Source organism: Paenibacillus chungangensis (assembly GCF_042675905.1).
In the GTDB taxonomy this organism is placed as follows: Bacteria; Bacillota; Bacilli; order Paenibacillales; family Paenibacillaceae; genus Pristimantibacillus; species Pristimantibacillus chungangensis.
Genome location: NZ_JBHTJZ010000011.1, coordinates 171,108 through 191,690 on the forward strand (window position 1 = coordinate 171,108; position 20,583 = coordinate 191,690).

General features: G+C 54.5%; 16 protein-coding genes. 5 read left to right on the top strand and 11 right to left on the bottom strand.

Annotated features, from left to right (window positions below; translation table 11 throughout):
• Window position 1: 1 nt before the first annotated feature.
• The 4 genes from ACFQ2I_RS10420 to ACFQ2I_RS10435 form a co-directional block, all read right to left on the bottom strand.
• Window positions 2-1,321 (bottom strand): phage tail sheath family protein, encoded by a 1,320-nt coding sequence (locus tag ACFQ2I_RS10420; protein ID WP_377564066.1) that lies wholly within the window; start codon window positions 1,319-1,321, stop codon window positions 2-4.
• 1 nt (window position 1,322) lies between these two features.
• Window positions 1,323-1,517 carry a hypothetical protein gene (locus ACFQ2I_RS10425; protein ID WP_377564068.1) on the bottom strand — a complete coding sequence of 65 codons (195 nt, stop codon included), beginning with the start codon at window positions 1,515-1,517 and terminating at the stop codon, window positions 1,323-1,325.
• Window positions 1,514-1,933, bottom strand: coding sequence for a phage tail terminator family protein (locus ACFQ2I_RS10430; RefSeq protein ID WP_377564069.1), 420 nt, complete (start codon window positions 1,931-1,933; stop codon window positions 1,514-1,516). The genes ACFQ2I_RS10425 and ACFQ2I_RS10430 overlap by 4 nt, the downstream gene beginning before the upstream one ends.
• Window positions 1,934-2,132: 199 nt before the next feature.
• Window positions 2,133-2,618 (bottom strand): hypothetical protein, encoded by a 486-nt coding sequence (locus tag ACFQ2I_RS10435; protein ID WP_377564070.1) that lies wholly within the window; start codon window positions 2,616-2,618, stop codon window positions 2,133-2,135.
• A 213-nt stretch (window positions 2,619-2,831) separates the two neighbouring features.
• Here ACFQ2I_RS10435 and ACFQ2I_RS10440 point away from each other — a divergent pair, with 213 nt between their 5' ends.
• The 3 genes from ACFQ2I_RS10440 (at window position 2,832) to ACFQ2I_RS10450 (ending at window position 4,389) form a co-directional block, all read left to right on the top strand.
• Window positions 2,832-3,266 (top strand): helix-turn-helix domain-containing protein, encoded by a 435-nt coding sequence (locus ACFQ2I_RS10440; RefSeq protein WP_377564071.1) that lies wholly within the window; start codon window positions 2,832-2,834, stop codon window positions 3,264-3,266.
• Window positions 3,267-3,356: 90 nt separating this feature from the next.
• The gene (locus tag ACFQ2I_RS10445) at window positions 3,357-3,974 is read left to right on the top strand and encodes an ImmA/IrrE family metallo-endopeptidase (RefSeq protein ID WP_377564072.1); all 618 of its coding nucleotides are present in this window, start codon (window positions 3,357-3,359) and stop codon (window positions 3,972-3,974) included.
• A gap of 13 nt (window positions 3,975-3,987) precedes the next feature.
• Window positions 3,988-4,389: a hypothetical protein gene (locus ACFQ2I_RS10450; RefSeq protein WP_377564073.1), complete on the top strand. Its 402-nt coding sequence runs from the start codon at window positions 3,988-3,990 to the stop codon at window positions 4,387-4,389.
• A 346-nt stretch (window positions 4,390-4,735) separates the two neighbouring features.
• Here ACFQ2I_RS10450 and ACFQ2I_RS10455 read toward each other — a convergent pair whose 3' ends face one another.
• From ACFQ2I_RS10455 to ACFQ2I_RS10480, 6 genes are all read right to left on the bottom strand, one after another.
• Window positions 4,736-6,640: a hypothetical protein gene (locus ACFQ2I_RS10455; protein ID WP_377564074.1), complete on the bottom strand. Its 1,905-nt coding sequence runs from the start codon at window positions 6,638-6,640 to the stop codon at window positions 4,736-4,738.
• Complete coding sequence (locus ACFQ2I_RS10460) at window positions 6,630-6,863, bottom strand: hypothetical protein (protein ID WP_377564076.1); 234 nt, start codon at window positions 6,861-6,863, stop codon at window positions 6,630-6,632. Before ACFQ2I_RS10460 ends, ACFQ2I_RS10455 begins: the two co-directional genes overlap by 11 nt.
• The gene (locus ACFQ2I_RS10465; protein WP_377564077.1) at window positions 6,860-11,443 is read right to left on the bottom strand and encodes a heparinase II/III domain-containing protein; all 4,584 of its coding nucleotides are present in this window, start codon (window positions 11,441-11,443) and stop codon (window positions 6,860-6,862) included. Before ACFQ2I_RS10465 ends, ACFQ2I_RS10460 begins: the two co-directional genes overlap by 4 nt.
• 94 nt (window positions 11,444-11,537) lie before the next feature.
• Complete coding sequence (locus ACFQ2I_RS10470; protein WP_377564078.1) at window positions 11,538-13,106, bottom strand: extracellular solute-binding protein; 1,569 nt, start codon at window positions 13,104-13,106, stop codon at window positions 11,538-11,540.
• A gap of 62 nt (window positions 13,107-13,168) precedes the next feature.
• Complete coding sequence (locus tag ACFQ2I_RS10475) at window positions 13,169-14,035, bottom strand: carbohydrate ABC transporter permease (protein ID WP_377564079.1); 867 nt, start codon at window positions 14,033-14,035, stop codon at window positions 13,169-13,171.
• 18 nt (window positions 14,036-14,053) lie between these two features.
• Window positions 14,054-14,917 (bottom strand): ABC transporter permease, encoded by an 864-nt coding sequence (locus ACFQ2I_RS10480; RefSeq protein ID WP_377564251.1) that lies wholly within the window; start codon window positions 14,915-14,917, stop codon window positions 14,054-14,056.
• Window positions 14,918-15,300: 383 nt separating this feature from the next.
• Here ACFQ2I_RS10480 and ACFQ2I_RS10485 point away from each other — a divergent pair, with 383 nt between their 5' ends.
• Both ACFQ2I_RS10485 and ACFQ2I_RS10490 read left to right on the top strand, forming a co-directional pair.
• Window positions 15,301-17,514 (top strand): helix-turn-helix domain-containing protein, encoded by a 2,214-nt coding sequence (locus ACFQ2I_RS10485; RefSeq protein ID WP_377564081.1) that lies wholly within the window; start codon window positions 15,301-15,303, stop codon window positions 17,512-17,514.
• A gap of 73 nt (window positions 17,515-17,587) precedes the next feature.
• Entirely contained in the window at window positions 17,588-19,123 is a 1,536-nt protein-coding gene (locus ACFQ2I_RS10490; RefSeq protein WP_377564083.1) for an FAD-dependent oxidoreductase, read from the top strand.
• A 247-nt stretch (window positions 19,124-19,370) separates the two neighbouring features.
• Here ACFQ2I_RS10490 and ACFQ2I_RS10495 read toward each other — a convergent pair whose 3' ends face one another.
• The gene (locus tag ACFQ2I_RS10495; RefSeq protein ID WP_377564084.1) at window positions 19,371-20,549 is read right to left on the bottom strand and encodes a glycine C-acetyltransferase; all 1,179 of its coding nucleotides are present in this window, start codon (window positions 20,547-20,549) and stop codon (window positions 19,371-19,373) included.
• Window positions 20,550-20,583: the final 34 nt, after the last annotated feature.

The following is a 20,583-nucleotide window of genomic DNA, read 5'->3' on the forward strand; positions in this document are numbered from 1 at the left end:
ATTACATTACCTCCACTGCGATATAAATTTTTTCAACTGCGTCAATCGGCTGGACCTGCAGTTCAATGTATACACCGTCTGGCTGACCTGCAATCGGAGAAATCTTCACATCGTTCTGGGAATCGAAGCTGCCAATCGCTCCAAGGTTCTGCAGATTGGTCAAGTAATTGATGCACTCGCCCTTGAGAAGATTGCGCCCGTCCGCATGGTTGGACACTTTCCCGATGTAGAAGGAACGGAATACCCGCGCGCAATCGTTGCTGATTGCATCCAGCACGCGTACGACCCTATTCTTGCTGAAGTGCGCTCCCTTCTCTGGCGTAAATGAAGTGAAGGTGTTAATGTCCTGCTCTACCCGTACGCTTCCCCTGTCCTGCGTGAAGAGAAACTCGCCGTTGCGCAGAGCTGTCACTGTCTCTGTATGGGTCAAGCGAGGAACGGCATCCACAGCTCCGTCATAGAGCGTATAAGTCAAGGATTCATTCACTCCTGCCGCAGCGGTAGCGCCCGCTACCCATACTGCCGCTTGAGCGGCTGTCAGTACAGTGCCGTCCGCCAGCTTCACGCCGTTGTTGACGCTGATGACGCCCTCTTGTCTTGCTTCGGAGTAATTCGCTATGGCAACCTGCACCTTGCGTCCTTCTCCATCACGCAGCCCTTCAACAAATGAGGCAAATACGCTCTTCAAGGCAGAATCCTCGGACACGAGCGCTATCGTCTGGAACTCCTCCGTCTCCGCCGCCGACAAATAATCGTTATAGTCGGCAGCCTGGGCATCGCCGTTCGCCCCGCCCGCAAGCGGCATTCCGGCGTTGGCAGCAAGCTGCCCGCTTGCATTCCAAGTGACCCAGTTGTTGGCGGAAAGTCCGGCAATATCGGATACTGTCTGGACATCCTTCTCGGCTCCCTCCACCATAGTGCGGACATCGAATTTCGCAGGATCATCTACATTCACTTCCACAACAATCGTAATCGCGTTGCCCCGCTCGCCGCCGTACTTCGCCGTAGCCGTCAGTTCGCCGCCCGTCACTGCTGCCTTCACCCCTTCATTCACTCGATAGAGCAGCAAGGTGCGGGCACGCTTCAGCGCTTCCCTGACGAGCAGCATCTGCGGAGCGGCAATGGAGTATCCCAGCTTGTCCATCGTGTCTTCTCCCGCTTCGATTGTTATCATTGTCTTCGGCTCGCCCCAAGACAAGACAAGCGGCATCGTTACCATCCCACGCTCCCCCAGTGCCGACAATGGCTTCGGCGCATTGCTCATATTCACATATACACCCGGTCTTACCTTATTGTGCGTTGTCCAAGTTCCTCCGGTCATGCTAGACCACTCTCCTCTTCAAAAATGTGTGTACAACCACTCTGGCTTCTTCATGCGTATACATCGCTTCATCCTCCAGAAGTGCTGTCAATAGTCGCTTCTCTTCCGCCTTCCAACATTCGGACTTCAACAGCCGCGTTTTCTGGTATCGTACTGCCGATAGCGGCTTGTCCTTCTCCCTCTTCTCCGCCATCATCGAATGCCCGTCACTCCTTCCATGGCTCCCATCTTCGGCTGCGGCTGAGACTGCCGATTCAACCGACAATGAAGCTCCGCGCTGAAGTGCAACCGGCCATCCTTCACTTCATGCTGCATGCCCATGCCACGATATGCCTTGTCCTCTATCGATACAAGGCCGAACACCTCATACAATTGCTCCGCCGCTTCATGCAGCTCGCTTATGGCGTTTACGCCTTCAGGCACAGCATATTGCACGTCGAATTGATGGCTCCTAATGACAGAAGCGCCCAGCTGCTGTGTCTGTGTCACCAGCTTCAGTTGCGCTGCCATATAAGGCGGGGCCGGCGGCTGCTCCGGCATTTGCTCCAAAATCGCAATAGCAGGAAAGCTTTCCGCCAGCTTCGCCAGCACTCCTTCACGAATCGAATTCACCGTAACGATAACTGTCTCACCTCCTATTTCTTGCTATAACGCGAATTCTTCAATTCTAATGCCGCATCCCGTTCACCCCTTTCTTTCAATAGAAAAAAGCGTCCTCCAGTATTGGAGAGCGCCTTTCATCAATTTAATATTTTTTGACACTTAAAGAATATCATGGAAAATGCCCCGTGTGTCCCTCAACTTACCCCCATCAATCCCCAATTGGCCAATCTAGCATGCCCCAAGCCTTCAATGTACGCGCAACGGATAGCAAGCCTTCCTTTATTCTACGGTCCATCGTCGAGCTCTTCTCGCCGCGGTTCATATATAATAGAGTCTCCGTATAGGTGTATCCCTTCAAGTAACGCAGTGAGATGGCTTGTCTCGCTTCTTCGTCCGGTATCATATGTACGGCCCGCTCCAAAGCTTTCATAATGATGCCGCATTCTTCCGCAGCACGCTTCTGATTTTGCGCAAGCTGCACCGCATTGGCCGTTTTATTGGCATAAAGCTCATCTTGATCCAGTCTTTTAGTCGTTTCACTTTCATAAATCGTACGTTTCAATTCTTCCTCATATAACCGATAATCCTCTACCACATGCTTCAACTCTATATATTTTTTCAATATATTTTGAGCTTTCTTCTGCTCATGAATGGTCGGTTTATCGATCATCTTTCTTGCGGCTGTCCCTAACATCGTACATCCCCTCCACATTGTACAAGATACTTGTACTTTTACTTCGTATTTTAAGTACAAGAATCTTGTATGTCAAGATTATCCTGACCCTATTACGACTATTCATAACTCTGCAACTACCCGTTTCCGTCTATATATTAGGCCGCCACTCTTCCCAAAACGCCAATCATTTAGTACAATAATCTTGTACTTTCAGAGCAAGGAGAGATCGTTGTGTTCAGAGCCGAGCGGTTAACGGAACGCCGAAAACATCATAAGCTTACGCAAGAGCAGCTGGCATGCAAAGTGAATGTCACGAAAGCAGCCATCAGCAACTATGAACATGGCCGCAGCGCGCCGCCGCACGACACTCTGGTCGCCATTGTCGATGCCTTGCAGACGAACAGCGATTACTTGCTGGGCATCTCGGACTCACCTTATCCCTATCATCAGAAGGAAGAGCTCTCTCCCCTTACAGAGGACAGTCAGAACCGTCCTGCGCCTGATGAAGGCGTCTATATCGCCTACTTGGGCGGTCCTCCGGAAGAGATGGATGAAGAAGAAGCGGAGCATCTAAGACGCGAGCTGGAAATGTTCCGTGCGTTTAAAGAGAAGCGCAGGGCGGCTAACGAGCAAAGCAAGTTTAGAGGGCCTTCATCGCCAAAGTAGCAGGTAAATGTACAAAAAACCCGTCAGGGTTTTTATTTTCACTCTGTATACGAACATATATTCTTATTATTTCGGAGGGGTACGGGTTCTATGATTGCTCTAAACTTCGAACTCTATCGTCCGTCGGACATGGAACGTTGGATCTATCGTTTATATAAAATCAGCGGCATCGAGGAGCCGTCGGACTTGGCTGACTTAGACTATATTGCCTCGTTGTTCAATGCCCATATCGCTTATACCGAAGGCGAGACCAAAGCCATCTACGACGAAGAGGGCGACTGCCTCATCTTTCTTCATATTCATATGAATCAAGTCGAGCAGCGGCTTGCCTTCTTCCACGAGCTTTGCCATCCCGCCATGCATGTGGGCAACCAGCACAGGCTGCCGCCTTCCTTCGTCAACTTGCAGGAAATGCAAGCCGGTCTGTTCCAGCAGTATGCGGCATTGCCTGCGTTCATGCTGGAGCGATTCGCGGGGACTCGGCAGCAAGCGGGCGAGCAGTGTAGCGCACGGGACATAGCCGAAGCGTTCATGCTGCCTTCCAGCTTCGTCTATGCCAGACTGGAGAGGATGAAGCGCCGCATCGAACAGGAGCATCAGGATCAGCGGCTTCGTGAAAGACTGGCCTCTTCATCTGCCGGCGCCGCTTATTCGGAAGCGACGAAGAAATTGCTTGCCAAGCTGGAGCGACAAATCAAAAAAGAATAAGGGGATAGCACTTATGAGAGAAAATTGGGGAGAGAACTGGAGAGGGACCGTCCTGTATGAACCGGACGGTGAGGAAGGGCGATTGATCCCCATATGGCTGATCCTGGAGGGGGAGCCGGAAGAGCATGACTGGCAGGGAATGCTTACTGTGCCGATCGATGCCCCCTTCCAGAAAGCCGAAGCCGATGAATGGGATTACGATGTACCGGCATTGGCTGTACCGGATCATGTCTACGTCCTTCAAGCCAATGATTCTGCAAGGCTGGTGGGCATTCACATGCCAGCTTTGCGTACTTATGTCGAAGGCATAGTCAGCATTGCCGGATATCCCTTCAAGCCCGAAGACGTCGGAAGGCTCATGCTGCGAATATCCGATATAGAAGAGATGCTGCAGTTGATGCCGAGAAGTCGGTGATCGCTCTACTGGCCGCTGCGCACTTTTGGGCGGACTATGTGATCATTTTGAGCGATAGCGCAACTTTTCGGCTCTCTTTCGGGGCTATGTAAGCAAAATGAGCGATAGAGAGCGACTAGGGGATGGACGAGGCACTCTTGGCGGGGCTATGTGATCATTTTGAGCGATAGCGCATACTTTCCGGCTCTCTTTCGGGAACTATGTGAGCAAAATGAGCGATTGGAAGCTGCTTTCACTGACTGGACATCACGTCTCGCATCATATACGAGCTCTCCTATGAATAGCGCAAGAAGCCGCGGCATCACCGCGGCTTCTCACGTCACCCATTCTCAGACTAACTCAGCTTTTACTCCACCCGCCATACATTGGACAGAGGCGTCCAGTCTGAGCGGGAGGCCGCTACGAATACATCTATATGGCCAATATCGCTCGGCGTAAGAGTCACGGAGGCAGACAGCGCATCGTAGGTCTCCGCCGCCTTGTCCCAATAGACAGTATGGGCCAACCCACCCGCTCTATTATAGACCGCCATGACAATCGTCCCCGCTCCGTTCAGATGTGCAGCCAGCTCTGCCTTCAAGCGCAGCACCGGCTCGTTGTCGGCCAGCGTAACGACCGTGCCGTTCAGCAGCGAGGTCAACTCCACCGACTTTACGGTAAAAGCCCGGTCCGGAGCGATCTCGAAGTAGATCGGCGAAGTCTCCTGCATGCCATACTGATTACTCGCCACGACCTTCGCATAATAGCCCGTCTCCGGCTGCAGCTTATGCAGCACGAAGCTCGTCAACGTACCTGCTGCATAAGTAACTGCCCCTGTGAAATCCTGCTGCTCGCTAAGCAGCAAAGTATATTCCGCGGCATCTACTGATTCGTTCCAGGCAATGACGGGCTCTAGCGCCACATCCCTCATCCCTGCCGCAGGCCATATCAGTTGGAACGGCTGCGGCATGCCCAGAAATCGGGATACTGTCCAATTGTCCACATAGAACGAATATCCGCTTGCCGAACCGCCGGAACGGACATACATATCATCGACGTACGCAGGAAGCACGCCAGGCACAATGGCAACCTCCGCTTGTGCGGTGCCGTTCAACGTCACTCGGAACTTGGCTTCCGCCAGATCAAGATCAATGCGGACGTCAGTCCAGACCGCCGGATCGTATGGCAAGCCGTTCAAGGTATGATAGGCGCCATCGTAATATTGCACCAGCCCGTTCGGCTGCAAATACAAGCGAACCGGTGTCAATCCGGCATCCTTCAGCCCGATCTCTACCGTCTTGCCGGATGGCGAATAGACGCTCATTCCCACCGATACCGCTTCCATCGCGTCCGGCAGCGCCCGGAACACGCTGTATTGCGCTGCACTGTCGTCTTCGACCTTCAAGCTGAGGCTTCCTTCGAAAGCATGCTCATTCGATACGCCGACCAGCATCGTCCCGGCGGGCGCCAATCGGAAGCCTCCCGGGACGAAGCCCAGTCCCGTCTCCTCGAACCCATTCCGCTCCAGCTCCACTACTGGCCGAAGCACAATAGGAGCGCTTTCCGTTCGGAAGGAGGCGATGGCGGTCTCTGCATTCCCCAGCGCATTGCTTGCCGTCACTCGCCAATAAAACCATGTGCCGGCATCCAACTCCGGAACGGTCACACTAAGGCTGGAACCGGCAGCCAGCTCCCATACAGGACTGCTCATATCCGGTTGCTTGCTGACTGCCACCGTGTAGCTTTCGGTATCCGCCGACTGCTCCCATTGCAGCGTCGCGATTAGGGGTACATCTTCCGCACCTTCTGCAGGCAACAAGGTCTGGAAAGGCTGAGGAATCCCTAGCACTCTGGACACCGACCAATTGTCGATATAGATGTCGTAGTCCTTCAGACTGCCGCCGGAACGGATATACATGTCGTTCACCGATACGGGACGCACAGAGGCGGCGATGGCGATTCGCACAGCGCTCCCCCCATTAACGGAGAGCCAGAACGCTCCTTCCGCCAGGTCAAGATCCACCCGCACCCTGTTCCATCCGCCGGTATCGTAAGTCAAGCCGGTATCGTGGAAAGCTCCGTCGTAATACTGCAGCGCACCGTTCGATTGCAAGTACAAGCGAACCGGTGTGAGCGACGCATCCTTCAACCCAAGCTCTACCGTCTTAGCAGGCTGCGACAGCACGTCCACAGACATGGACACCTTCTCCATGGAGCCGGGCAGCGCCCGGAACACGCTGTATTGCGAGACGCTGTCGTCGCTAATGCGCAAGCTTCTGGCACCTCCGGCATATACCGCTTCCGTAACGGCAACCGCTCCTGCGCTGGCCGGCGGAACGCGGAATCCCGCCGACAGCCGTCTCCTCGAACTCGTGCCGCTCCATCTCGATCAGCGTCCATCCGCTTCCTGTTGCAGACGCAGATAAAGGCAAGATACCTACAGCCATCAGGAAGGACAGCAGCCATATCCCTAGCGAGCCTATTCTTGTTCTCATTGTACAGCCTCTCCCTTCTGTCCCGCGCTCCCTACATTGGCAGTACCTGTAAGCGGCAATGGGAATGTATAGGTCAGCACACGATCATAGTCGGCAGAGCCTAAGCGGAGTGTGTAATTCCCGGACAACAACACATCGTAGGACATTCGGAACGAGAAGAAGCTTCCCCCGTCGCTCTCCGTCTGGCCGATGTATTGCACTCCGCCACCCGCATCCAGCAATAATGCTGTGACTGGCCTGTATGCGCCGAACGGCGTTCTACCCGAGAAGACAACTTCTTTATTCCCGGTATTCACCGCCACCTCAAGCAAGTTGCTGACTGGCGGAGGCGTGACTTCCAAGCTCCGGGCATCGTTCTTCGTCATCAATGCAACGGTAACTTTCGTATCCTTGCCTGAAGACAACTCACCGGAACCTTGCTTCAGACTGCCTGTTCCACCCGAACCGCGCTTCTCGCTGACCGCACCGGAACCTTGCTTCACATTGCCTGTTCCGCCGAAGCCTCCGCCCTCTGCACTGCTGCTCCCGCCAGATGATGCGCTGGATGCTGTAGCGGACGGCGCTGTCAATGGACGCATAGTGTCCAGACTGTCCCACAGGAACGCTTCCAGCGTACCTCCTTCGGACCAATTTCCTTCAATTGAAGCGGACAACGATTCCTCTGCACCGCTCTTCAGATTCGTTCCCGTTGAAGCTACTTCCCTTACCACGCCTTCCTCATCCTTCCACACCATAATCAGCTCCGCCGTCTTGCCGCTATTGCCAAGATTGCGCAGATCGTTGCTGGCCAGCGCCGGACCGGCAAGCGGCAGTTCGGTCAGCGGATTCCCGCTCCCGTCATGGAACCTCGGCGAATCTCCCAGTCTCTCTGTGATGAGGTCGATATGGAAGCGATGCTCGCCCTCCCATGCCGTGAACGGAAAGTAGCGCATGCGCGACGAACCGTCGGCATAGACGGTAAAGCCGGGATCAAGTCCATCCGATTCCACAAGCGTCATTTCGCCCGCTTTCTTAACATCCTTAATGCGGAAGCCGCTCTTCTTCCCGTCTGGATGTGTCACGATCGCATATTGACCGACAGCGGCCTTCGGAACTGATGCAGCCGTCAATATGCCGTCCGCCGAATCCCCGTCCGCCAGCCGCTTGACCGATGCGATCACGCCTTCTATCCTCTTAGGGCCGTATACCTTCTTCGTCCCCTTCTGCAGCAAATCCCCTCCGATAACGACCATCCGAGTCACTACTCCATTCTCCACCCGAATGAAGCCAAGCTTGCCCTGAAGCCTCATATCCTGCACGACAAGCGGCGTTTCTCCATTCCGGGAGCTGAGAATATAGTCCGTCGTATTTCCGTAAGCGATCTTGACCGCTACATCTCCCTCTTCCCCGCTGCTTGGCGTCAGTCTCTCCACCCCGCTGACACGTGCGGCTTGCCCGGGAGCGAGCGGCTCCATCACATGAACGAACTGCGAAGCAAGCCCTGTGCCTTCCCGGCGCACGACCATCTTAGGCATATCGTACAGAGCGGCTTGCACATTATTGTCCAAATAACGCGATCCTCCCGGCTCCGTCCGCGTCGCCCGCAGTGATGGCGATCGTCCGAGGAACAACTGAGCGCCGTCGTCTCCAGCCAGACCGTGGATATGCAATCCTGCAGCCGCCCCTTCACCGTCATGAGTCGTCAATGCCAGCTCATAGCGGCCGTCGGCAAGCGAAGCGTCCTGGACATCCTTCACATACGCGTAGCCGTAGTAGTGACCTCCGGCATCCCCTTGATCGAGTTCGTCTTGCGGCGGTGTAACCACTGTTCCCGGCGGAAGCAGATAGTCGCCATACACTGACATGGTCACCGACGGCGTGAACCAGGCATCCCGATTCGCATCCCCTTGCAGCGTGTACTCATGTCGTTCTCCACCCTTCACCCGGAACAAATCCACGACATAGCTGTCGGCCGAAGTCTCCTCCGGGAAGTCGATCAGCCATAGCTCCCGGGCGTAATCCTCCGTCTGAGGATAAGCCGCCTGCTGACTGGCTCTGGTCACCTGCAGCAGATCGCCTGCCGCGCCGAACACCTCGATATTGCCGCCATGATTGGCTGCGGCAAGCTCGCCCAGCCCGCTCGTCACATTCATATCCGCGCCGTCAACGACCACCGTGTTATGCCCCAGCGTTGAGCGGGTCCACTGCCGATAGTTCGTATGCGTATAGCCGATGTCGGGCAGCAGCTCTTGCCCCTTCGCGAACAGCGTCATATTGAGCGGGTCCTTCTGCTCATGCCCGTACTTCGGCGGGAACGTCATATGCACTTGAGCCCCGTCGTTCACCATCCGGGCGATGCCGCCAGCCGGTATTAGCCTGGAGCCGGACTGCACATCGGGATTTGCGACTAGCTCATTCGCCCATGTATCCTGCAGCGGTACGTACCTGCCGTTCGGATAGACGATAGACCGGTTCAGCTCCATCGCATTGCCCAGCACCGGGAATTGATCCAATATTTGCAAATTATCGTATCGCAGTCCCGTTCTCGCCGACACGTATCCCGTCGGATCGCTCCAGCCGTTCAGCCGCTTGATGCTGGCTACAACCCCGTTCGTCGATTGCCGATGGTAGGAGAACGTCACCTCCTTGAAGAAGCCGTCATGCAAGTACATCTCCTCCGTGAAGCGGGACAGCTTCTCCGTAACCGCATGAATATAACGGGGGTCCTCCAGCGCCTCCGCCAATTGCGCGACTGCCTGCCAATTGTGGAATTCCAAATTATGCGCCGTGAACGGATAAGCCTCCAACTGCTCCACCGAAGCGCGGAACAGGCCGCCCACCACCTCCTCCTCAATATTCCGGTTCAGCTCGTCGCCGAGCACTTGGAAGGCGTTGGTCTTCTTGATATTCTCATATGCGGACACCAGATGCTTCAAATAGTAGAAGTCCATCACATACCAGCGATGCCACGTCCCCCCATAGAACGCATACGGTGCGCCCGCATCTGCGTTGAGCGGATAAGACTGATGGGGATAGTCCTGCGTCGATACGTAAGCCGGATACAGCTCCGCGAAGCGGGCGAGCAAGCGGGCTGCTCCCAGCGGGTCCGTACGGGATATGATCTCCGTCTGCCTGACTGCATACGCATGCTGCATGAACCAGACATGGGCTGACAAGAAGTATTTCCTGCCGCTTGCATCCTCATAATAGGGATACTCTACTTCCTGCCCCAGTCTGTTCGTCACCCGCATCACTCCCGTCTCGGGATATTCGGCGCTGGGGTAGACGGTTCCGTCCGCTTTCGTCGAGATAACATTCGGTTGATCGGGGCTCCAATTGTACAAGCTCTCCGGCCTCAGATCCGGCAAGTGCGGGATGCCCGTGAAGTAGATGCCCGTCTTCTCCGGGATGATCGACAGCACCTTCTGTACGGCTGCCGACGCCGGTTCCGCCGCAACAATCGTCGCACCATCCGGCGGAAGCGGCGCTGGCGGCCCTTCCCCGGCCTTGATCATCGCATAGCGGTCGAAGGCAAGCTCCCCTGTATACAGCGCCGCTTCATTCGCTCCATCGGCATGAATCGCCAATCGGTACATGCCGTCTTGCCGCGGTTCAGGATGCTGGAAGGTCGCCTGAACCTCGCCTCCGGCGACTTGCATGCTCGGGCTATCAATGACTTCCATCCTGCCGTCCGGACTCACCCACCAAAAATTGTAATCGCTTTCATAACTTCCCGCGAAAGGCTCCTGGAAGGCAACCGTCTTCTGCTGAAAGCTGTCATACTGCAGACTTGCGCCAACCGGCTCCCATGCCTGAGCAGCCTTAGCGTAACCCGGCAGTGTCCCCATACCTCCAAAGGATACGCTTCCCATCCTGCCCTCTGGCAGCATATACGCCTTGAATACAATCTCATTGGAGCTATCCTGCACAAAGTAAGATTCGCGTACAGGCACCCAGGAGCTGAAGGCTTCCTCCCCCAGCTTCTTAATCGCCACGATATTGAACCGCCAGCTGTCGCCAGCTGCAATTCCTTGCATGCCGAGACTGCTCGCGGGAATCGCTACTTCAGCCCTCACATAGCCGCCGTCTCTCACATGAACGACCTCATACGCGGAAGGCACCATTCCATCCTCGCCATAGCGATGACTTCCCCAGTTCGTCACGTAAGACGAATCCCCCGTCGCTCCCACAGCTATTGGCACATGGTAGTAGGAGCCGCCGCTATCCTCGCCTGCAATCACCACATCTACAAGCGCCAACGCCGAGTCGGGATCGTAGGCTTCGATTGCGGCATACAGCGTATCTCCATCATGCGTCAGCTTGACGTTCACACGCTGATCCTGCACCTGATCAAAAAAAGTCCGCAGCGGCGACAGCTCGGTCGCAATGAGCCACGCAGAATCAACCAAGCTGCCGTCGACAATCGGTGCTGCAGCTGCAATCGGAACGACTGCGCGATAATCGCCCGCTACCGGAATATTCGCACTCGAAGTGCCGCCGCTGCCTACTGCCGCCACCCGGCCTATACCGCCGTATACTGGCCATAGCGCCAACAGCATGAACGCGCTCACACAAATGGCTATCCATCTTTTCCCCTTCATCCGTCATTAATCCTCCTCTTCTCGTGTACTGCAAGGACGGGCTGCAAGAAGCCTGGAACCCCATCGATTCCGATTCTGCAGCCCGCCAGCGGATCTATTTCAAGCTTACGTTTTTCGCTCTTTCGAACGCAGCCTTCTGAATGTCCATCATCTGCTCCAGCCCCAGCTTCTTGAGGCCTTCCACATAGCCCTCCCACTCGCTGAAGTCCTTGTCTCCCAAAATAAACTTCGTCACATTCTCCTGCTGATATTTCTGAATTTGCTCGCCTACCGTCGTATTGACTTCAAGCTCCTGCTCGTTCAGCTCCGCCTTCGGACGATAAGGCGCATCGTATTGGCGCGCTCCTTCGTAAGCACCCTTCAACTCGTCGGAGGCCAGAGACAGATGCGCATCGTAATCAATCCATGTATATGTGCCGTTAGTCGCCAGACCTGTCGACTTTCTCAGCTCGGTAATTTCCTTGTAGTCGCCCAGGAATTGCTTCTGTCCGCTCTCGCTCTTGAACGTCTCGCCTTCCTTGCCCCAGCTGGACATGACGCGTCCTTCTTCGCTGTAGAAGAAGTCCATTACCTTCATGAACGACTCGATCTTCTTCGATGTGGAGGCGACGGTCAAGCCTGAATTGACGACATGCCCGTTGTAATTAAGCGCCTCTCCGTCCGGCAAGCCAATGGGAGGAGCCATGAACTTCATTGTATATTCCGGCATCTCTGCGCGCATAGCCAGATTGAAGAAGTCTACACGGCCGATGTAGTCAACCGTGACGAAAGCTTTGTTCGTGGACAGCATATCCTGCCACTTCTTCGTATCGACCGTCAGCCAATCCGGAGGAATAAGCCCTTCCTTGTACATCGTACTCAGATACTCCAGCATCTTCTTGTAATTGTCTTCGATCGGTCCGTACTTGATCTCGCCGTTATCCATGTAGTAGGTGTCGTGAATACCGAAGTGGGCTGCCAGATTTTTCAGAATGCCCAGGTTCGGTCCGAAGCGGAACGTGAACGGATAGCTGTCCGGGTATTCCTTCTTCAATGCACGCAGCACTTCCAGAAGCTCGTCGAACGTCTCCGGCGACTTCAAGCCATGCTTCTGGAACACGTCGTCGCGGTGAATCCAGATCTGGCGGTTCGTCTCCCCGAAGCCTTCATTCGGGAACATATACATCTTCCCGTCGGCAGCCAGCTGAGACTGGGCCACTTCGGGATACTGCTCCAGCCACTTGGCGAAGTTCGGCATCCTATCCGTATAATCCAGAATATTGACGAGCGCCCCTTGCTGGCCATACTTGTTCGCCATATCCCGGTTGCCCATGAACATGACATCCGGCATCGTTCCGGAGGAAATCGTCAGATTAATCGTGTCATCCAGCTTGCCGGACGGCGTCGTCACCTCGAAGGAGGCTCCTGTATTCTCCTCGATCAGGTCCCATATCACCCATTCCTTGTCATAGGGCCAATTGGGATGAGATTCTACCAGCATCGTGAAGCTGTTTTTCTCTTTCGCAGCAGAACCGTTCTCCTTGCCGCCTTCACTGGAGGCGTTGCCTTGCGTCTGCCCGGCGGGCTTCTCCGACACGGCGGGATCATTCCCGCCGGAGCTGCAGCCTGCAAGCGCCGAGCCGAGCATAACCGAAGCAAGTGCCATCTTCATCGTTTTTTTCATAGCGACCTCTCCCCGAATGTTCTTTTTTCCCTTGCGATTATTGCTAGTATACCAGTTTCTGCCTAGCCTTTGATGGCGCCGATCATCACCCCCTTGACGAAGTGCTTCTGCAGGAACGGATAGACGAGCAGGATCGGAATCGTCGCCACCATAATCGTGGCATACTTGAGCGATTCCTCGACGACCATCTGATCTTCGCCGATGCCCATCGCATCCGTGCCGTTCATCTGTCCGACCAGCACGATGTTGCGAAGCACGACCTGCAGCGGGAACAGATCGGGGTCGCGCAGATAGAGCAGCGGAAGCTGGAAGTTGTTCCACATCGACACCGCGTAGAACATGCCGATCGTGGCGAAGACGGGCTTCGACAACGGCGCGATGATGCGGATGAACAGCCCGATGTCGGTCAGGCCGTCCAGCTTGCCGGACTCCTCCAGCTCCGCCGGCATCGCCTGGAAGAAGGTGCGCATAATCATGAGGTACCAGGTGCTGACCGCGCCCGGCAGCACCATGCCCCATAACGTATCGATCAGATGCAGCTCCTTCACGACGAGGAAGGTGGGGATCATACCGCCGTTGAAGAACATCGTGATGACGATCAATATGGTGAAGCCCCGGTGGAACGGCATCGCCTTCTTCGACAAGGCGTACGCTCCAAGCCCCGTTGTGATGAGAGCGATACACGTATACAGAGTCGTGTAGATGATAGTGTTCATATAGGATTGCAGAATACGCGGATCCTTCAGCACCAGCTCATAGTTGCCGAAGTTCAATCCTTTGGGCCACAGGCTCACCTCACCCTTCAACACAGGGGTCATATGGCTAAGGGAGATCGCCGCCATATGAAGGAACGGGAATAGCGTAACGGCAATAACGATCAGCATGACGACCAAGTTAACAAGTGCAAATATAGAAAATCGCTTACGCATACATTGTCCTCCTTCTCATTACCACAAGCTGGAATCAGAAAACCGGCGGCTCAAATAGTTGGCGGAAAGCAGAAATAGTAGACTGATAACGCCGGTAAACAAGTCGATTGCACTGGCATAGCTGAAGTTGCCCTGCGTAATGCCGACACGGTATGTGTACGTGCTCAAGATATCCGCCGTAGAATATGTCGCTGGATTATAGAGCAGGAACACTTTCTCGAAGCCGATCTCGATAATTTTGCCGATATTCAAGATGAGCAATATGATGACGGCGGTACGTATGCCAGGCAACGTGACATGCCATATCTTCCTCATCCGACTCGCGCCGTCAATTTCCGCCGCCTCGTATAGGGAGGGATCAATACCTGTAAGCGCTGCCAAGTAAATAATGGACGCCCAACCCGTATGCTGCCATATTTCCGATCCGACGAAGACGGACCGGAACATCTCCGCTTCCACCATGAAGTTGATGGGTCCGATGCCGAACATCCCGAGCATTTCGTTCACCCACCCTCCCGTTGGAGAGAGGAACATGACGACCATGCCGGCCACAATGACGTTGGATATAAAGTGCGGCAAGTAGCTGACGGTTTGCACGAAGCGCTTGAACACCATGCTCCTCAGCTCATTGAACAGGATCGCCAGTATGATGGGAGCCGGGAAGCCGAAGACGAGGTTATAGAAGCCGAGCAAGAACGTATTTCTCATCAGGAGCAGGAAGTCCGGATTGCTGAAGAACATCCGATAATAGTGGAAGCCTACCCATTCGCTCTCCCATATGCCGCGGAACAGATTGTAATTTTTGAATGAGATGATGATGCCGAACATCGGCAAGTATTTGAAGCAAATATAGTACAGTAGACAGGGAAGGAACATAAGCATCAAATACTTCCCTTGCAGCAGCTTGGACCAGAATCTGGTCCGGACAATGGTGCGCGATTTCGTCGCGTCCGCAACCGGCGGCATCCCCATCATTTTCATAGTCAGTCTCCAATCTAATAAAGTTGGCCTCATCATACCCCCCTCCGTGCGCCCTCCGCCACCCGCATGATGTATGATCCTGTGCAGTGCATACTATAATCGCACAATCGGATAACTATCGAACAAGATGCGCATTCTCGATCGAATCCTTGCTATACCGCAGATTGAAGCGCTCGTGCTATACTTTTTTTATCTTAGTAATGGAAAGGGACAACCATATGAAGCTACGTGCATTGCTATCGTTTCCCTCATGGCGGCGCTCTCGGAAGACCCTTTTTGTCCGAATGCTCACCTGGTTTCTCAGCATCATCGCTCTCTTGCTGTCTTTCAACTTGCTCACATACACCTTCTTCCGCTCTACGATTCATGATGAGATTATCCAGAATAATTCACTGAACCTGCAATCCGCCGTCAACTTGTATGAGAGCCACTTCACTCGCATTCGCACGATCGGCATCGGGATGCTTCTGGACGAGCGGCTGGGTTCGGTCATTAAGACGAGGGACGGAAGCATCAACTATGAAAGCGCATCCATGATTCGCAACGATTTTATTCTGGCTACGATTCGCGATCCTATGCTGTTCATCGACGATATCATGCTCTATCTGCGCGACCATGCGTTCATCGTCGACAAAGCCGGAACGAGCGGGGCAGAGGAGATGTTCGAACGCTACTATCACCATCCCGATTACGAATTCACATTCTGGCAAGGGGAATTGGAGGGCAACCATCACTTCCGCATCTACCCGTCCGCCTCATTCCAGTACAAAGTGTTCAGCTCCAGCAGCGATATCGGAACAATGGTGCCCATACTCGTTCAGAATGTGTATGCCAGACAGATGTCCCTTCTCTTCTTCCTGGATCAGGAGAAGCTGATTGATGCTTATGTTCAGCGCTCCGGCGAGGACAGCTTCTATCTATTCGACGGCAATGGCACGGAGCTTATTAGCAGCGGCAGCATGGATGCAGAGCTGGAATTCGGGCAGCTGCGTGTGCAGGAGCCCGGTCATATCAACTATCGGAAGATCGGCGACGACTACTACTTTTTCACACGAGGCTCCACTACCGGATTGACCTATGTCAGCGCTGTTCCCACGACGAATATCGCGGCGCAAATGACCAAGCTGAACGTCATTCTGGCCCTTATCTTGACGGTGGCTTTATTGCTTGGCTTGGCGGCGGCCGTCTATTTCGCTCGCAGGCTGCACACGCCGGTCAGCCGCATATTGGCGGCCATGGAAGGACAGGCCGCTTCCCCGGCGACGTCGACGCACATTAAAGAATTCGATCTGATCAACGACAGGCTGACTCGCCTGTCGCAGGACAACAGGACGATGGACCGGGACCTGCAGCGCAAAAATTCGCTTCTGCAGCACTACCTGCTCACGTCGAAGCTGAAGCGACTGTACATTCATTCGGAAGAGGAAGATCGCCGCTTCCCTGCGGAAAGCGATAAGCCCTACTGGTTCGTGGGCGTAAGACTGCTGTTCAAGAGAATGGATGACGAGACTGGGACGGACATTCGCCAGGATCGCGCTGCAAAGGTGGTACAGGAATTTCTACAGGCGTACTTCCGTACGCTATTCAAGGACGCCACAACGCTCCAGGTGGAGAGCAATCTGCTCGTCTCTTTCCTGCCCGAAGCGGAGGAGGTGTCTCCAGAGACGATAGAGGAGCATCTGCAGGAGCTGACAGAAGTGTTCGATCTCGACCATGCGTATTATTTGGCCACAATAGCTGCTAAGCACAACGATGCCGGGACGGCTCCTGCGGAATCTTATCAGCATATTCTGCGCATGCTGGATAGCCGCAAGCTGTCCGATACGACGCAATTAATTATGGAAGACTCCGTTGAGAAGGAGATCATGGCCGAGGATGAGGGGAGCGCCTTCTATACTCATCTGGAGCAAGGCAATGAGAGCGAGCTGCTGAGGCTTGTCATTCGGAAGCTGGCGGGCATGGAGAAGCGCGGTGCAAGCCAGAAGCAAGTAGAGGAATTCGCCAGAGGCATCGTCTACCGCACCGCGTCCTCCCTTCATCCGGAGGATGTGCTGCGCGTGCATCCCGCGTCGCCGCTTGACGCGATCAGGGCTTGTTATACACTGCCCCAATTCGAAGACTTCTTCCGCGCCTTCCTTCCGTCCGCTCTCGCGCTCATGAAGGAGCGGCGGGAGATAAGCGATCCGGTGGTGAAGTGTATGCTGGATTACGTGGAGCAGCATTACGGAGCAGGCGTCTCGCTGGATCTGCTGGCGGACAAGCTCAAGATGAGCCGAACGTACTTGTCCAGCTACTTCAAGGAGAAGCACGGGAAGACGTTCAGCGAGCATCTGAACGATGTGCGGATGAATAAGGCGGTGGAGCTGCTTACCTCCTCCGATCTTATGATCTCCGAAGTCGCGGAACGGGTAGGCTATTACAGCGTCAACTCTTTCATACGCAACTTCAAGAAGGTGAAAGGCATGCCGCCGGGGGAGTTTCGCAGGTCATTACTATAATCATCATCGAATAGTTTTCTCCGATTAGGGAAGTAATGAGAGGAGTTGAAAAGATGGTTAAAGGAGAATAGCTATGACCGAAAGCAATGCATTGCCCAAATTCCCTGAATCCTATTGGATGGATAGTGTCCATGGAATGACTTCCTTCCCCAAACTATCTCAATCCATAGACACGGAAGCGGTTGTTGTCGGTGGCGGTATCACCGGCATCACTACAGCGTATTTGCTGGCGAGAGCCGGCCTTAAGGTCGTACTGCTGGAAGCTGACAAGCTGCTGCATGGAACGACTGGACATACAACTGCAAAAATAACCTCCCAGCACGATCTGATATACGACATGTTGATCAAGAAAGCAGGCAAAGAAAAAGCCGCCTTATATTACCAAGCGAACCGGGATGCGATGCAGTTCATCTTGCATACGATTGAGCAGTACGATATGGACTGCGGGCTCTCTGTCGAAGATGCTTATGTCTTCACGAATTCGGTAGATTATATCCCCGATCTGGAAAGTGAAATGAACGCTTACTCTGCACTTGGAATTGAAGGGGAGTTCGTTGACAGCATTCCCCTCTCTATTCCAGCGAAAGCAGCCGTCAGGATGAACAAGCAGGCTCAATTCCATCCGCTTCGCTACTTGAGCACTCTAATCCGGGAAATCGTAAAAGAGGGCGTCGACATCTATGAAGGAACGACAGCGGTAGATGTGCAAAAAGGCTCCTTGCCTCAGGTTGTAACCAGTGAAGGGCATACAGTGACCTGCAAGTACGTCGTATCCTGCTCGCACTTCCCCTTTTATGACGGCGGCGGTTTTTACTTTGCCAAAATGTATGCCGAACGCTCTTACGTGCTTGGAATCAAAACAGAAGCGGAATTCCCAGGCGGCATGTACATTAGCGCGGAAGAACCTAAGCGTTCCATTCGCAGCGCGGCCATGGAAGACGGGTCAAAGCTGCTTCTGATCGGCGGGCAAAGCCATAAAACGGGACAAGGCATATGTACTATAAACCATTACGAGATGCTTGGACAATATGCTGTCCGCCACTTCCAGCTGCAGGAGATCGCTTACCGCTGGTCGGCGCAAGATTTGATCACCGGGGATGACATGCCTTACATCGGGAGGATCACAGAGTCATCTCCTAATATATTCGTCGCAACGGGCTACAAGAAGTGGGGCATGACAAGCGGCACAGCAGCGGCTATGCTGATTAGTGATCTTATTATGGGGAGACAGAATCCGTATGAGCAACTGTTCGCGCCGTCACGATCCATGTCTCTGGGCACGCTCAAAAATCTAGCTGTCGAGAATGCCGACGTCGCCAAGCATCTCATTGCCGGCAAGCTGGGGATGACGTATAGGACCATGGAGGAGCTCGGCGAAGATGAGGGCGCAATTGTCAGAGTCCAGGGCCGCAGAGCGGGCGCTTATAAGGACTCGGATGGAAAGCTCCATCTGGTAGACACGACTTGTACTCATATGGGCTGCGAAGTGGAGTGGAACGACGGGGACCGCACCTGGGACTGTCCTTGTCACGGCTCCCGATTCTCGATTAGCGGCGAGGTCATCGAAGGTCCTGCTGACAAACCGTTAAAGACTATCGCTTCCCAATAACACCAGAAGAGCCTCTGCATCCTCATCATGCAGAGGCTCTTGAAGTATTCGCTCCTGGCCCGGTTGGCAACCTATCGCGTTGCCGATCGGCTTCCTTTAAGAAAGGGTTGGAGCAACTTGGGGATGGACGAGGCACTCTTGGCGGGGCTATGTGATCATTTTGAACGCATACGAAGCCGAGCCAGCTATGCAAAATAGCTGGCTCAGCTTTGCTTATGTGATGATCAGACGTACCGGACGCACGGTGTTACACCAGCCCGAACTCCTTGCCTACATTCTCCAGCACATCAGCGGCAAAGCGCAGATCCGCTTCACTGTGCTGCGCGGTCACGATAAGCCGCACCCTGCCCTTATCCATCGCGACGGTCGGATAGACGATGCCTTGCGCGCAGACGCCCTCCTCCAACAGCCGCTTCGAGAAGGCAAGCGCCCGCTCCGGCTGGCCGACAATGATCGGGATGATCGGCGTCTCGCTCTCGCCGGTATCGAAGCCGAGCGCTTGCAGACGGCGGCGGAAGCCATCCGCATTCCGCCACAGCCGCTCCGTCAGCTCCGGCTCCTCCTGCAGCACCTCCAGAGCCGCGATGCAGCTTGCCGCTACAGACGGCGGCAGCGACGTGCTGAACAGGAAGGAACGGGCGCTATTGATCATCAGCTCCTTGGCCGCCCTTGCCGTCGCTACATAGCCGCCTACCGCGCCCACTGCCTTGGACAAGGTGCCGATCTGGAAGTGGACTCTGCCGTGCAGGCCGAAGTGGTCCGTAGAGCCCTTGCCATGCTTGCCCAGTACGCCGCTGGCATGCGCGTCATCCACATAGACCAGCGCATCATACTTCTCCGCCAGCTCAACGATAGCAGGCAGCGGCGCAATATCCCCGTCCATGCTGAATACGCCGTCCGTCACGACCACTCTCTGCCGATAGGAGCCGCACTCCTTCAGCACCGCTTCCAGCTGATTCATATCCTTGTGCGCGAAGATGCGGCGGCTTGCCTTCGTCAGGCGGATGCCGTCGATAATGCTGGCGTGATTCAGTTCGTCGCTAATGACCACGTCGTCCGGTCCCAGTATTGTACCGAGCACGCCTTGATTCGTCGTAAATCCGGACTGGAACACCAGTGCCGCCTCCGTCCCTTTGAATGCTGCGAGCTTCCACTCCAGCTCATCATGAATCGACAGCGTCCCCGTAATTGTCCGCACCGAGCCCGAGCCGACGCCGTACTTCTCCGTAGCAGCGATTGCTGCCGCTTTCAGCTTGGGGTGATGCGTGAATCCCAAGTAGTTGTTGGAGGACATCTGCAGCGCGCGCTTCCCGCCTTCAACGGTCATCCAGGCATCGGAGCCGTCCTTCCATACCGTCATGGGACGATAGCGCCCTGCTTCCTTCAGTTCTCTCAATTGTTCCTCTATATGTCGAAAATCCGCCATTACAATTCCTCCCGTTTGTCAAAGTCGGCCTTTT